Origin of the sequence: Bradyrhizobium cajani, assembly GCF_009759665.1 — a bacterium.
Taxonomy (GTDB): Bacteria; Pseudomonadota; Alphaproteobacteria; order Rhizobiales; family Xanthobacteraceae; genus Bradyrhizobium; species Bradyrhizobium cajani.
In genome coordinates this window covers 13,236-27,561 of sequence record NZ_WQNE01000002.1, presented here as the reverse complement: position 1 = coordinate 27,561, position 14,326 = coordinate 13,236, and the positions used below count along the sequence as shown (strand labels likewise).

14 protein-coding genes are annotated in these 14,326 nt (G+C 65.2%); 8 read left to right on the top strand and 6 right to left on the bottom strand.

The window, feature by feature from the left end:
• Positions 1-113: 113 nt before the first annotated feature.
• Positions 114-887: an outer membrane protein gene (locus GPL20_RS02865; RefSeq protein WP_167532864.1), complete on the top strand. Its 774-nt coding sequence runs from the start codon at positions 114-116 to the stop codon at positions 885-887.
• Between the two features lie 483 nt (positions 888-1,370).
• Here GPL20_RS02865 and GPL20_RS02860 read toward each other — a convergent pair whose 3' ends face one another.
• A complete protein-coding gene (locus tag GPL20_RS02860) occupies positions 1,371-2,213 on the bottom strand; it encodes an AAA family ATPase (RefSeq protein ID WP_157327553.1) in 843 nt (280 codons plus the stop codon).
• 96 nt (positions 2,214-2,309) lie between these two features.
• Positions 2,310-2,555, bottom strand: a complete 246-nt coding sequence (locus tag GPL20_RS02855; protein WP_018641029.1) for a GlsB/YeaQ/YmgE family stress response membrane protein — start codon at positions 2,553-2,555, stop codon at positions 2,310-2,312.
• 123 nt (positions 2,556-2,678) lie between these two features.
• Here GPL20_RS02855 and GPL20_RS02850 point away from each other — a divergent pair, with 123 nt between their 5' ends.
• The 3 genes from GPL20_RS02850 to sseA all read left to right on the top strand — a co-directional run bounded on the left by GPL20_RS02850 (position 2,679) and on the right by sseA (position 5,477).
• Positions 2,679-3,854, top strand: coding sequence for a vWA domain-containing protein (locus GPL20_RS02850; protein ID WP_157327551.1), 1,176 nt, complete (start codon positions 2,679-2,681; stop codon positions 3,852-3,854).
• A 148-nt stretch (positions 3,855-4,002) separates the two neighbouring features.
• Positions 4,003-4,416 (top strand): rhodanese-like domain-containing protein, encoded by a 414-nt coding sequence (locus GPL20_RS02845; protein ID WP_157327549.1) that lies wholly within the window; start codon positions 4,003-4,005, stop codon positions 4,414-4,416.
• Positions 4,417-4,619: 203 nt separating this feature from the next.
• Entirely contained in the window at positions 4,620-5,477 is an 858-nt protein-coding gene (sseA, locus tag GPL20_RS02840; RefSeq protein ID WP_157327547.1) for a 3-mercaptopyruvate sulfurtransferase, read from the top strand.
• A 284-nt stretch (positions 5,478-5,761) separates the two neighbouring features.
• On the opposite strand, the gene GPL20_RS02835 is transcribed toward sseA, so the two are convergent.
• Entirely contained in the window at positions 5,762-6,559 is a 798-nt protein-coding gene (locus GPL20_RS02835; RefSeq protein WP_157327545.1) for a hypothetical protein, read from the bottom strand.
• 364 nt (positions 6,560-6,923) lie between these two features.
• On the opposite strand from GPL20_RS02835, the gene GPL20_RS02830 reads away from it, so the two are divergent.
• Together GPL20_RS02830 and GPL20_RS02825 are read left to right on the top strand one after the other, a co-directional pair.
• Positions 6,924-8,114 (top strand): L,D-transpeptidase, encoded by a 1,191-nt coding sequence (locus tag GPL20_RS02830; protein WP_167532863.1) that lies wholly within the window; start codon positions 6,924-6,926, stop codon positions 8,112-8,114.
• Positions 8,115-8,148: 34 nt separating this feature from the next.
• On the top strand, positions 8,149-9,246 hold the full coding sequence (locus tag GPL20_RS02825; protein ID WP_254126163.1) for an NAD-dependent epimerase/dehydratase family protein: 1,098 nt from the start codon (positions 8,149-8,151) through the stop codon (positions 9,244-9,246).
• 10 nt (positions 9,247-9,256) lie between these two features.
• Here the strand turns inward: GPL20_RS02825 and GPL20_RS02820 are convergent, their stop codons facing one another.
• Entirely contained in the window at positions 9,257-10,219 is a 963-nt protein-coding gene (locus tag GPL20_RS02820; RefSeq protein WP_157327539.1) for a D-2-hydroxyacid dehydrogenase family protein, read from the bottom strand.
• 131 nt (positions 10,220-10,350) lie between these two features.
• On the bottom strand, positions 10,351-10,566 hold the full coding sequence (locus GPL20_RS02815) for a hypothetical protein (protein ID WP_157327537.1): 216 nt from the start codon (positions 10,564-10,566) through the stop codon (positions 10,351-10,353).
• A 234-nt stretch (positions 10,567-10,800) separates the two neighbouring features.
• On the opposite strand from GPL20_RS02815, the gene ettA reads away from it, so the two are divergent.
• Positions 10,801-12,450, top strand: a complete 1,650-nt coding sequence (gene ettA / locus GPL20_RS02810; RefSeq protein ID WP_157327535.1) for an energy-dependent translational throttle protein EttA — start codon at positions 10,801-10,803, stop codon at positions 12,448-12,450.
• Between the two features lie 7 nt (positions 12,451-12,457).
• Positions 12,458-13,684, top strand: coding sequence for a lytic murein transglycosylase (locus tag GPL20_RS02805; RefSeq protein WP_157327533.1), 1,227 nt, complete (start codon positions 12,458-12,460; stop codon positions 13,682-13,684).
• Between the two features lie 161 nt (positions 13,685-13,845).
• Here the strand turns inward: GPL20_RS02805 and GPL20_RS02800 are convergent, their stop codons facing one another.
• On the bottom strand, positions 13,846-14,130 hold the full coding sequence (locus GPL20_RS02800) for a hypothetical protein (protein WP_028179902.1): 285 nt from the start codon (positions 14,128-14,130) through the stop codon (positions 13,846-13,848).
• Positions 14,131-14,326 lie beyond the last annotated feature (196 nt).

Sequence of the window (14,326 nt, the reverse complement as noted above, 5' to 3'; positions counted from 1 at the left end):
CTGAAGAACTCTCTGGTTTCAGCGGAGTGTGGCGCTCAGGTGACATATTATTCAGAAAACAATGATAGGTTGCATGTGGGGGCTCCGCAGTAGATTGATTCGGGGTCGACACAATGAAGAAGATATTGCTGGGGGCCGCTGCCCTCATCGGGCTCGCTGCACCTGCCTCCGCTGCTGATCTGGCGGCTCGCCCTTACACCAAGGCGCCGCCTCCGATGGTCGCCCCGATCTATGATTGGAGCGGCGTCTACATCGGCATCAATGGTGGCGGAGGCTCCGCCCACAAGTGCTGGGACGCGGTCAATCTCGGTGGCGCGGTCGTCGCTCCGCCCGTTCCCATGGGGTGCCACAACGCGACTGGGGGCACGGTCGGCGGCCAGATCGGCTATCGCTGGCAGACGGCGAACTGGGTGTTCGGCGTCGAGGCACAGGGCAACTGGGCCGATTTCAAGGGCTCCAACGCCAACCTCGCCTTCGACGGCGTCCAGGATGAAACCAAGATCGATGCGTTCGGCCTGTTCACGGGCCAGGTTGGCTATGCCTGGAATAACGTGCTGCTCTACGTGAAGGGCGGCGCTGCGGTCGTCCGCGACAAATACCGGGTTTTCGATTTTGCGACGGGGTCGACGCTCAATGATGGCCGCGAAACCCGCTGGGGCGGCACCGTAGGGGCGGGCCTTGAATTTGGTTTCGCTCCGAACTGGTCTGTCGGTGTCGAATACGACCACCTGTTCATGGGCCATCGGGACGTGGACTTCTTCTCAACCGGAATCGTGGGCGGTCCGGCGGGCACCTTTGCAGGAAGCGCCCGTATTGGCCAGGACGTCGACATCGGCCTGGTACGCCTGAACTACCGTTGGGGTGGCCCACTCGTCGCGAAGTACTGATCTTCGCGCGATCGAATTGAACTGCTCCAATGCCGCGCGGCCGGGATGGGGGCAGCCCCGTAGCCGGATGGAGCGCAGCGTGATCCGGCATGATTGGATCAGTCGGCACGCCACTCCCTGGATTTCGCTGCGCTGCGCTCCGCTCGGGCGAGATGCGCCGCGAGGATGCGAAGCCATGTCTCCAAGACAAAATGTGAGTCAGAAAGCGACGCCGACGCTCCTTGCTCCGTCATTGCGAGCGCAGCGAAGCAATCCAGAATTCCTCCGCGAAAAGACTCTGGATTGCTTCGCTGCGCTCGCAATGACGCTGTTGAGACAGCGAGCACCTATCTTTCCCCGTCACCTTGAGGCGGCCGCTTCTTCAGCGGCCCTCGAAGGGCGACGGCCCGGCTGCATCTCGGCCGTTCATCCTTCGAGGCTCCCGGCGCGATGCTGTGCATCGCGCCACTCGCACCTCAGGATGACGGAGCTTGCAGTGCGCCCTTACACTTCCCTTCGGCTCAAAAACGCCAGCCGCTCGAACAGGTGCACGTCCTGCTCGTTCTTGAGCAGCGCGCCGTGCAGCGGGGGGATCAGTTTTCGCGGGTCGCGCTCGCGCAGCTGCTCGGCGCTCATGTCCTCGTTGAGCAGCAGCTTGAGCCAGTCCAGAAGCTCCGACGTCGACGGCTTCTTCTTCAGGCCGGGCACCTCGCGCACCTCGAAGAAGATGCGCAAGGCTTCCTCGACGAGGCGCTTCTTGATGCCGGGAAAGTGGACGTCGACGATGCGGACCATCGTGTCGGCGTCGGGGAACTTGATGTAGTGGAAGAAGCAGCGGCGCAGGAAGGCGTCCGGCAGCTCCTTCTCGTTGTTGGAGGTGATCATCATGATCGGGCGCTGCTTGGCCTTGATCGTCTCGCCGGTCTCGTAGACATGGAATTCCATGCGGTCGAGCTCGAGCAGGAGGTCGTTCGGGAATTCGATGTCGGCCTTGTCGATCTCGTCGATCAAGAGCACAGGGCGCTGCTCGCTGGTGAAGGCCTCCCACAGCTTGCCGCGCTTGATGTAGTTCCTGATGTCGGACACGCGCGCATCGCCGAGCTGGCTGTCGCGCAGGCGCGACACCGCGTCGTATTCGTAGAGGCCCTGCTGCGCCTTGGTGGTGGACTTGATGTGCCAGGTCAGCAGCGGCGCGTTCAGCGCCTTCGCCACTTCCTCCGCCAGCACCGTCTTGCCGGTGCCGGGCTCGCCCTTCACCAGGAGCGGACGCTCCAGCACGATCGAGGCATTGACGGCGACCTTGAGATCGTCGGTCGCAACATAGTCCTTGGTGCCGGTAAATTTCATTGCGGGTCCTTGAGGTATCGTCGGCGCGAGGCTTTCGCCCCGGTCGCGACAAGGGAACGGCCGCTCGCGGCGGCCGTTCCTGGTTCGGTCAGGCTTTCAGACCCGTTTTATCAGCGAAAGGATGACCAGCACAATCACCGCGCCGATCGTGGCGTCCACGATGGCGCCGAGCGTGCCGGTGGCGAGCGCGATGTGCAGCTGGGGCAGCACCCAGCTCGCCACCAATGCGCCGATGATGCCGACGACGATGTTGCCGATCAGCCCAAATCCCGCCCCATGGACAATCTTGCCCGCGAGCCAGCCGGCGATCGCTCCGATGATGAGCGCTGCGAGAATTCCCATTGCAAACGTCCCCAATACAACCCCTTGAGGCCATCAATTCTAGAGCAAAAAGCCTCCCGGTCCAGCGCAGAGCAGTGGCCTCCGCCCCTTGACGTTCGTCCCCCGACGGGCAATCTGTCACCCATGTTCCTGCAATTCTTCACCTCTCTGCGCGACGCGCAGGTCCCCGTGACGCTGCGCGAATACCTCACGCTGATGGAGGCGCTCGACGCCGACCTCGCGGACTACACGGTCGAGAATTTCTACTATCTGTCGCGCGCCTCGCTGGTGAAGGACGAGCGCAACCTCGACAAGTTCGATCGCGTCTTCGGCACGGTGTTCAAGGGGCTCGAGAGCCTGCTCGACGCCATGGAGACGGCGGAGATCCCCGAGGAATGGCTGAAGAAGCTCGCCGAAAAATACCTGACGGAAGAAGAGAAGAAGCAGATCGAGGCCATGGGCTGGGACAAGCTCATGGAGACGCTGAAGAAGCGCCTCGAGGAGCAGAAGGGCCGGCATCAGGGCGGCAGCAAGTGGATCGGCACCGCCGGCACCTCGCCGTTCGGCGCCCACGGCTACAATCCCGAAGGCGTCCGCATCGGCCAGGAGAAGAACCGCAACAACCGCGCCGTGAAGGTGTGGGACAAGCGTGAGTTCAAGGATCTCGACGGCAATGTCGAGCTCGGCATCCGCAACATCAAGGTGGCGCTGCGGCGCCTGCGCAAGTTCGCGCGCACCGGCGCGCCGGATGAGCTCGATCTCGACACCACGATCCGCGAGACCGCCAATCACGGCTATCTCGACGTCCACATGCGCCCGGAGCGGCGCAATGCGGTGAAGCTGCTGGTGTTCTTCGACATCGGCGGCTCGATGGACGCGCATATCGAGCAGGTCGAGGAGCTGTTCTCGGCGGCGAAGAGCGAGTTCAAGCACATGGAGTATTTCTACTTCCACAACTGCCTCTATGAAGGCGTGTGGAAGCAGAACAAGCGCCGCTTCACCGACCGCACGCCGACCTGGGACGTGCTGCACAAATATCCGCACGACTACAAGGTCGTGTTCGTCGGCGACGCCTCGATGTCGCCTTACGAGATCATGGTGCCGGGCGGCTCGGTCGAGCACGTCAACGAGGAGCCCGGCTCGGTCTGGCTCGACCGCATCATCCGCACCTATCCGCACACGGTGTGGCTGAACCCGGTGCAGCAGAAGCACTGGGACTATTCGGAATCGACCACGATCATCAAACGCATCTTCGCCAACCGCATGTACCCGATCACGATCGAGGGGCTGGAAGGTGCGATGAAGGAATTGACGCACTAGCTTTGTTGTCATTCCGGGGCGCGCATAGCGCGAACCCGGAATCCATCGGGCGGCAGCGCGTCTAGACAAATGGATTCTCAGATGCGCAATTGCGCATCATAGCTCGCGCTGCGCGTGCCCCGGAATGACAACGAGAAGGGAGAACCATATGCCCCAGACCATCACCCGCGGCATCAAGGCGCTGATCGACGAGGCCAATGCCGAGATCGAGACGCTCAACGCCAAGGAGGCCATCGAGATCTCCAAGAATGGCGACGTCGTCATCGTCGACATCCGCGACCCCCGCGAGATCGAGCGTGACGGCCGCATCCCCGGCGCGTTCGCCTGCACGCGCGGCATGCTCGAATTCTGGATCGATCCGCAGAGCCCCTACGCAAAACCGATCTTCCAGGAGGACAAGAAGTTCGTCTTCCACTGCGCCGGCGGCCTGCGCTCCGCGCTCGCGGCCAAGACCGCGCAGGACATGGGCCTCAAGCCCGTCGCCCACATCGCCGGCGGCTACGCCGCCTGGCGCGATGCCGGTGGACCGACGGAGCAGTGGGAGCCGAAGAAGAAGGGGTAAGGGGCTTCACTGTCGCGCCAATCTCCGGTGTCATTCCCCGCGAAGGCGGGGAATCCAGTACGCCGCGGCCTCTCGGTTGAATCACAACCGCCTCGGAGTACTGGATCGCCCGGTCAAGCCGGGCGATGACAGTGAAGTTTGACGCGCGCCCCCTCAATCTCGCCCGCGCTACGTGTGCCCCGGAATGACAAGAAAGAAATCGCATGACCTCCGCCACCGACCCCCTCGTCTCCACCGAATGGCTCGCCGCCCACATCAATGACGCCAACGTCAAGATCCTCGACGCCAGCTTCAAGCTCCCCGGCGTGCTGCCGCTGCCGAAGGACGATTATCTCGCCGCGCATCTGCCCGGCGCCGTGTTCTTCGACGTCGATGCGGTGTCGGACCATTCCAATCCGCTGCCGCACATGTTTCCGAGCGCCGAGCAGTTCGGCCGCGACGTCGGCAATCTCGGCATCTCCAATGCCGACACCGTCGTGATCTATGACGCCGGCGGCTGGGTCGCCGCGCCGCGCGCATGGTGGATGTTCCTGTCCTACGGCCACAGCAATGTGCGCATCCTCAATGGCGGCCTGAAGAAGTGGCGCGCCGAAGGGCGACCGGTCGAGACCGGCGAAGCGAAGCCGAAGCCTGCAACGTTCAAGGCGAGCTACGATCCAAAGCGCGTGCGCAGCATGCAGCAGCTGATCGCCAATGTCGAAAGCCGGGCCGAGCAGGTGATCGACGCACGCGCCGCCGACCGCTTCGAGGGCCGCGCGCCGGAGCCGCGGCCGGGCATCCGTTCCGGCCACATCCCCGGCGCGCGCAACGTGCCCTACAATCTCTTGTTCGATGCGGCGACCGGCACCATGAAGCCGCTCGATGATCTGCGCGCTGCCTTCACCGGCGCCGGCGTCAAGCTCGATGCGCCGATCGTGACGAGCTGCGGCTCGGGCGTGTCGGCCGGCGTGCTGACGCTCGCACTCTATCGCCTCGGCATCACCGACACCGCGCTCTATGACGGCTCATGGTCGGAATGGGGCCAGGAAAAAGGCCCGCCGATCGCGACCGGGCCGGCGTAAGCCCTTCGCCACGGTGACGGTGCGCTCCCTCTCCCGCCTGCGGGCAGAGCAATCGCATATGGGAGCGATTTCGCCTGTGGCCATCCTTCGAGACGCCCGCCGTTGGCGGGCCCTCAGGATGAGGATTGAGTGCGCGGCTGTCGTTTCAACGAGCACCGATGCTGCTTAGCCTCATCCTGAGGAGACCGCGAAGCGGTCGTCTCGAAGGACGAGGCGCGCGCTCAGGTCGCGCAAAATGCCCATATGCGATTGCCCTGCGGCAAGCGGGGCGAGGCGAAGTAGGATCAACGCGTGCGCGTCGTGGCGGTGAGCATCTGCTGCTGTTGCCCGAATGGATCGAGCTGCTGCTGCAACTGCTGAGGCGGCGGACGTCGCGCCACGCGGTGCCGCTTCTTCGCCATGGCCTTGCGCTTCGTCGCCTTGCTGTCCGAGGCGCTGCCGTCAGCCTTGGTGTCCGTCTTGATCTCAGCCTTGATGTCCGTCTTGGCCTTCGCCGGCGGATCCTTCGTGGCCGTGGTCGCGGGATCGTTCAGCGCGGCCAGCTTGGCCGCGGCGGCATCGAGCGCCGAGGAGGCGAGGGCGGCACTGGGATCAACCGGCGCCGGCTCGCTGGTGGTCGCAACGGGCTTCGCCTCGACGATCGAGGCCGTGGTGTCGGCCGGGGTGAGCGTGTCGGTGGGCGCTGGCGCTGCGGCTGCCGTGGTCGTCTCGGTTGCCGCCGGCTCAGTGGCCGAGGCTTCAGCCGGGGGCGTGGCGTCCTGTGGCTGCAGGTCGGTTTCGGTCGAGAGCGCGGCCACCTGCTCGGGCTCGTTCGCCGGCAATCCGATGGTCGGCACCTGGTCGCGCAGCGACGGTGCGGGCGCGGCGACCGCCTCCGGCTCGGCGCGCAAAACCGCGAGCACCGGCTGAGCCGGCTCGGGAGCCTGCGCGAACACCTTTTCCTGCGGGCCGTTCCGCCAGGACGGGTTGGTGACATACTGCTCGTGGGTCGCCCGCAGCAGCGCGGCGGCCCCTAGGCCGAACACCAGGATGGAGGCTGACAGCAGGATCGCGGCAAACAGGAAGCGAAAGCCGGGAAGCATCGGACGGGTTACGAATTTCCGCCCCGGCCTGGTAGCCAGGGCCCAAGAGCCATCTGAACGCGGTGACGGTACTGTTGCCGCGTTCGCCACGCGGGAATCGGAGCTCAAAGCGGTGGCGAATCAGGCTGATTCGACCATAGCCCAACGCTTCCACGCCGTTCCGCCAAATTCGGGCCGATAAGTCCGGCAATTGACGGCGCCATGCGATTTCCAACCCGTGATGCAACGGAGCAACGGTAGTCTTGCGGATCACAAATCGGCAAATCCGGCGCAAATAGGCCCGATATGTCTTGAATGTGCCGCTATCTTCGGTCATCTGGCCGTTAACGGTCCGGACGGGCCCGGGGTCTATAAAAGAGCGATGATGATCAAACATTTTCTGACGATATGCGCTGCCGCGACAGTCGCTGCGGCGGGAACCTCGCTCGCACACGCTCAGAGCTATCCGGTCCAGCAGGCGCCGGGCTATGGCGCCCCGGCTGAATATCGGCCCGGCGACCGCACGCCGAATTTCGACGCGCTGGAAGATGACGACGACGCGATGCCGCAAGCTGCGTTGCCGCCGCCCGGCCCGGCCGACGATCCGCGCTATGGCCGCCCGGCCGGCGCTCCCCCGGTCTATTCGGCCGCCCCGCCGCAGGGCCCGGTGATGTCGCCGGATGATCCCCGCTACGGGCGTCCCGCTGGCAGCCCCGTTTATTCGGCTGCGCCGCAGGGTCCCGTGATGTCGCCCGACGATCCCCGCTATGGCCGGCCCGCCGGCCCGCCGCCGGTGATCTATGCCGACCGTCCGGCCCAGGCGCCCGCCAATGACGGCTTGCGTCCGCCGGAGGCGGTCGGTGGTCCCCCCGCGACCGGAACGGTCCAGTCCGGCCAGCCGCCCGTCGGCGCCGATGGCCGGCCGATGACGATTGCTTCGCTGCCGCCCGAGGAGCAGCCCGACGCTGCCCCGGCGCAGTTGCCGCAGAACCTGCGCCGCCAGGAGGTCTCGTTCCAGACCAAGGAGCCCGCCGGCACCCTCGTGGTCGATACCCCGAACACCTACCTCTATTACGTGCTCGGCAATGGCCGCGCGATCCGCTACGGCGTCCGCGTCGGCCGCGACGGCTTCACCTGGACCGGCGTGCAGAAGATCACCCGCAAGGCCGAATGGCCGGATTGGCATCCGCCGACCGAGATGATCGAGCGTCAGCCCTATCTGCCGCGCTTCATGGCCGGCGGCCCCGGCAATCCGCTCGGCGCCCGCGCGATGTATCTCGGCTCGACCGTCTACCGCATCCACGGCACCAACCAGCCCTCGACGATCGGCAAGTTCGTCTCGTCGGGCTGCATCGGCATGCTGAACGAGGACGTCTCCGACCTGTTCGATCGCGTCAAGGTCGGCACCCGTGTGGTGGTGTTGCCGGGTGGCCCTGCGCCGGGAACGGCGACCGCTTCCGCCGCGCCGACGACCGGTGCCGCCGCGCCGGCTCCAATGTCCGCCCAGGCGGGTCCGGTGCCGGGCACCCAGCCGACCGTGGTGCCGCCGCTGCCCGCGCCGGTCACCGTGCGCTGAACCGGCCGACAATTATCCGACTGACGAGCGGCGCGTGTGCTTCGGCCCACGCGCCGCTTTCGTTTGGTCCCTGCCTGTCCGGCGAGTCTGCATTCGCCCCGTTGAATCCTCGCCTGCGTCGACTACCTGCCGGGGTGGTTGCAACGAATTCGAGGAGCGCGCGATGCGGATCTTTGTTGCGGGCGCGACCGGTGCCGTGGGACGTCACCTCGTTCCCATGTTGGTCGGCAAAGGGCACGAAGTTGTCGGTTCCACGCGAAATCCAGCGAAAGCCGATATCCTCAGGCGGATGGGCGCGGAACCGATCGTCGCCGATGGTTTGGATGCGACAGGTCTGCGCGCAGCCGTGATGTCGGCACGTCCCGAGGTGGTGATCCACGAGATGACCGACCTCGCGACAGCGACCGACCTTCGGCATTTTGATCGCGCATTTGCCAGGACCAACGAGCTGCGCACGCGCGGCACCGACATCCTGCTGGCGGCCGCGCGCGAAGCCGGCGCGCGGCGCTTCGTTGCGCAAAGCTTCTGTGGCTGGACGTTCAGCCGCTCCGGAGGAGCGGACAAGACCGAGACGGATGAGCTCGATCCGCATCCGCCTGAGGAGCTGCGCCGCACGCTCGAGGCGATCCAGTATCTCGAGCGGACGGTCAAGGCGTCGGCAGCCCCGGAGGGGATCGTCCTGCGCTACGGGTTCTTTTATGGCGCCGAGACCGGCACCTTGTCGCCCGCGATGCTCGATCAGCTCTGGCGCCGACGGGTGCCGCTCATCGGCGACGGTGGCGGCGTCTGGTCGTTCATCAACACCGAGGATGCTGCCTCCGCCACGGTGGCGGCGATCGAGCGCGGCCTTCCGGGCAGCGTCTATAACATCGTCGACGACGATCCGGCGCCAGTCCGGGAGTGGCTGCCGGCGCTGGCGGAGCTGCTGGGTGCCGGGCCGCCGTTTCATGTTCCGGCCTGGCTCGGCAGGCTGCTCGCCGGCGAACACATGGTGGCGATGATGACGCAAGTGCGCGGCGCGTCCAATGCCAAGGCGAGGCGCGAGCTCGGATGGCAGCCGGCGCACCCGTCGTGGCGCCAGGGATTCGCCGAACTCGCAAAGATGTCAGGAGCCCACCGCTCTGCGGCGTGAGGCGGCTCCCTCAGGCCAGCTTGCGCGGCAGCTCGCTGCCCCTGGTGAAGGCGTCGATCGCCTCGACCATCTGGCCGTAATGGATGCGCAAGCCGTCCTCGGTCGCGTAGCCGAGATGCGGCGTCAGCACGAGATTGTCGAGCTTGCGGAAGGGATGGTCGACCGGCAGCGGCTCGACCGAATAGACGTCGATGCCGGCGCCTGCGATCTTCCTTTTCTGCAAGGTCTCCAGCAGCGCCTGCTCGTCCACGATCGGCCCGCGTGCTGTGTTGACGAGGAAGGCGGTCGGCTTCATCCGCGCGAGATCGGCGCGGCCCACCAGCCCACGCGAGCGCTCGCTCAGCACCACGTGGATGGTGACGATGTCGGCCCTGGCGAACAGCTCCTCCTTGGTGGCATAGCCGACGCCGGCGTCCTTGCACTTCTCCGGCGTGAGGTTCGGGCTCCAGGCGATCACGTTCATGCCGAATGCTTTGGCGATGCCCGCCATCTTGCTGCCGAGCTTGCCGAGCCCGACGATGCCGAGCGTCAGCCCCTCGATCTCGACGCCGGCAAAGGTCTGCCACGGCTCGCCCGCATGCATGCGCGCATTCTCGCGGCCGATGCCGCGGGTCAGCTCGAGGATCAGGCCCATGGCCAGCGGGGCGGTCGGATCGCGCGAATATTGCGTGCCGCCAACGGCGATGCCGCGCGCCTTGGCGGCCTCCATGTCGATCGAGGCGTTGCGCATGCCGGAGGTCAGGAGCAGCTTCAGCTTCGGCAGCTTGTCGAACAGGCTCTTGGGAAACGCGGTCCGCTCGCGCATCGCGCAGACGATATCGAAGTCGGCCAGCGCGGCGGCCGCGGCCTGCTCGGAGGCGAAGGGATGGCTGAACACGGTGACGTCGATGCGGTCCGACAGTTTCGGCCAGTCGGCGACGTCGAGGGCGATGTTGAAATAGTCGTCGAGAATTGCACAGCGCAGCCGCGTCATCAGCATTCATCCATGGCGAGAGGTGACGACGCCAGGCGAGGGCGCCCTCGTCGGAACCGGGCCATGGTTGCGCGCAATCACGCCGGCGCGCAAGCCGTTCGCATCTTCAAAAATCCGATAGGAGAGACGGTTCAGAGGTCGCGTTGCTTCAGGCGGAACGGCGCATCCATGCCGTGCTTGGCGCGCCAGGCCGGGCCGGGGCCGCGCATGTAGTGCAGCTCGGGCCGGTACGGGTTGAAGGCGGTGACGAAGAAGCGCTTCCAGAAGCTCTTGATGTCCGAGACGAACCCGGAGACGTGTCCGCCTTCTGCCGGAACAGGAAGAGAATTGGTCTCGATCAGAGCCATGATGCGGCCTCGCTGTTCTCCCCGCTCGTTCTGCGCGGGTGACACTTTTTTCAGCGCCGAGGCGAGCTTTGGCCTGCTTTATTAAAAAATGGTTTCAATTGTCCGGATTGGCGTCAGGATGGTGACCGTCCCGTATTCATCCGTGGTGAACGGACGGAAAACGTTGCCCTTTGGGGGCGGGATCGCTACATCGGCGGCAAGCAAATCTCCTCAAATCGAAGGTATTCGGGACCGATGGCGCGCCAGTTCATCTATTTCATGCAGGGCCTGACCAAGAGCTACCCGACCCGGAAGGTGCTCGATAACATCCATTTGAGCTTCTACCCGGACGCCAAGATCGGCGTGCTCGGCGTCAACGGCTCGGGCAAGTCGACCCTGCTCAAGATCATGGCCGGCCTCGACAAGGAATACACCGGCGAGGCCTGGGTCGCCGAGGGTGCCCGCGTCGGCTATCTCGAGCAGGAGCCCCATCTCGACCCCGCGCTGTCCGTGCGTGAGAACGTGATGCAGGGCGTCGCCAAGCAGAAGGCGATCCTCGACCGCTACAACGAGCTTGCGGTCAACTATTCCGACGAGACCGCCGACGAGATGACCAAGCTCCAGGACGAGATCGAGGCCCAGGGCCTCTGGGATCTCGACAGCAAGGTCGATCAGGCCATGGACGCGCTGCGCTGCCCGCCCGACGATGCCGATGTGACGAAGCTCTCGGGCGGCGAGCGGCGCCGCGTCGCGCTGTGCCGCTTGCTGCTCGACCAGCCCGAGCTCTTGCTGCTGGACGAGCCGACCAACCATCTCGACGCCGAGTCGGTGTCGTGGCTGGAAGGACACCTGCGCAACTATCCCGGCGCGATCCTGATCGTCACCCACGACCGCTACTTCCTCGACAACGTCACGGGCTGGATCCTCGAGCTCGATCGCGGCCGCGGTATTCCCTACGAGGGCAACTACTCGTCCTGGCTGGTGCAGAAGCAGAAGCGCCTGGAGCAGGAGGGGCGTGAGGACGCCGCGCACCAGAAGACGCTGGCCCGCGAGCAGGAATGGGTGGCGTCCTCGCCGAAGGCGCGCCAGGCCAAGTCCAAGGCGCGCTACCAGCGCTATGAGGAACTGCTCAAGCAGGCCAGCGAGAAGCAGACCCAGACTGCACAGATCATCATTCCCGTCGCCGAGCGCCTCGGCGCCAACGTGGTCGATTTCGAAACCCTCAGCAAAGGCTATGGCGATCGCCTTCTGATCGACGATCTCACCTTCAAGCTGCCGCCCGGCGGCATCGTCGGTGTGATCGGTGCCAACGGCGCCGGCAAGACCACGCTGTTCAAGATGATCACCAAGCAGGAAACGCCGGACAAGGGCACGATCACGGTCGGCGAAACCGTGCATCTCGGCTATGTCGACCAGTCGCGTGATGCGCTCGACGGCAAGAAGACCGTGTGGGAGGAGATCTCCGGCGGCAACGAGCTGATCCTGCTCGGCAAGAAGGAAGTGAACTCGCGCGGCTATTGCTCGTCGTTCAACTTCAAGGGCGCCGACCAGCAGAAGAAGGTCGGTGCGCTCTCAGGCGGTGAACGCAACCGCGTGCATCTCGCCAAGATGCTGAAGTCCGGCGCCAACGTGCTGCTGCTCGACGAGCCGACCAACGATCTCGACGTCGATACGCTGCGTGCGCTCGAAGAGGCGCTGGAGGATTTCGCCGGCTGCGCCGTCATCATCAGCCATGATCGCTGGTTCCTCGACCGCATCGCGACCCACATCCTCGCCTTCGAGGGCGACAGCCACGTCGAATGGTTCGAGGGCAACTTCCAGGACTACGAGAAGGACAAGATGCGCCGGCTCGGCCAGGACAGCATCATCCCGCACCGCGTGAAGTACAAGAAGCTGACGCGGTGATTTCGGCATGATGCGGCGGGCACTCATCGCTGCGGTGATCGCGGTCACCTGCGGCTGGTCGCCCGCCCGCGCCGCCGATGCCGCCTTCACGCAGTTCATCGCTTCGCTCTGGCCGGAGGCGCAGGCTGCCGGTGTGTCGCGCAAGACGTTCGACGAGCAGACGCGCGGGCTCGAGCCCGACTACAAGCTGCCCGACCTGATTCTGCCGGGACGGCCCGCGACCGGCGCGCCGTCGCAGGCCGAGTTCGTGCAGGTGCCGGCGGACTACGTCAGGGAGGCCTCGATCGCGCGGCTTGCGGGCGAAGGGCAGCGGCTGCTGCAAAAGTATCGGCCGGCGCTGAGCGAGATCGAGAAGAGCTCCGGTGTACCGGCGACCGTCATGCTCGCGATCTGGGGCCGCGAGACCGATTATGGCCGCTACACGCTGCCTTACGATCTCGTCCGCGTGCTGGCGACGCAGGCCTATGTCGGCCGTCGCAAGGACACCTATCGGGGCGAGTTCATCCTCTCGCTGAAGCTCCTCGGCGAGGGCGTGGTGACGCGCAAGGACATGCGCTCGTCCTGGGCCGGTGCGACCGGCCTCACGCAGTTCCTGCCGTCCGAATATTACAAGCATGGCGTCGATTTCGACGGCGACGGCCGCATCGACATCTGGCATTCGGTGCCGGATGCGCTGGCCTCGGCGGCGCAGCAGCTCGTCAACAAGGGCTGGCAGAGCGGCCTGCGTTGGGCCTATGAGGTGCAGGCGCCGGCCAAGGTGGATTGCACCACCGGCGTGCCCGAGGTGACGAAGCCGATCGGCCAGTGGCTGCGCGAGGGCTTTGTGCCGGTACGTGGACAAAGGCTCAGTGCCGCCGAGCAGGCGCAGCCGGCATCGCTGCTCCAGCCGGAGGGCATTTATGGCCCGGCGTTCCTGACCACGAAGAACTACTTCGTCATCAAGGAATACAATTTCTCCGACCTCTACGTGCTGTTCGTCGGCCATCTCAGCGACCGCATGACCAGCCCGCAGCCGTTCGCCACGCCCTGGTCGGCGTCCAAGCAGTTGCGCACCAGTGACGTCGAGACGATGCAGCGCGGGCTGACGCGCGTCGGGCTCTACAAGGACAAGATCGACGGCAAGGCCGGCATGCAGACGCGCGCTGCGCTCGGCGCCTATCAGAAGTCGGCCGGGCTAAAGGTCGATTGCTGGCCGAGCGAGGAGGTGCTGCGCTCGATCCAGGCGGCGCGATGAGCATGATCCGGAAAAGTGCGAAGCGGTTTTCCGACAAGATCATGCTCAAAAGGTAGTCCAAGGCATCCGCATCGCGCTCTTGCACGAGATCAAAAGAAAAAAGCCCGGCCGATGGTCTCGGCCGGGCTTCGATCGCGGCGCGGACGCGCCCTGCGATCAGATCAGTAGCAGACGCGAACCGGGCGGACGACCCAGCCGTAACCGTCCCAATAGCGCTGGCGCTGCCAGTAGCAGGGCGGGGGCGGCGGGCCCGGCTCGGCGACGTAAACGGGACCGCCATAGGCCGGACGGCTCGACGCGATGGCGCCGCCGACGATGGCGCCGCCGATCAGGCCCGCTGCGATACCGGCGCCAATGTTGTCGCCAGCTTTCGCGGGCGGAGTGGCGGTCACCAGCGAACCGGCGACCGTCGCAACCGTGAGGGCGGCAACTAAAGTCTTCTTCATGCTCTTGGCTCTCCTGGGAGATGGACGTCCCTTGTTAGGAGCATCCGGGTTTCAAAGGTTCACGCACACTCTGATGAAATTGGCCGTTGGGCTAGGAAGCGCGCAAATGGTCAATCCACGGTAAACGCACACGGAGCTGTGACGAGAAAAAGCGGTCTTTTTCAGGCCCTGAGATGAACGGCGCATCCGCAGAGAA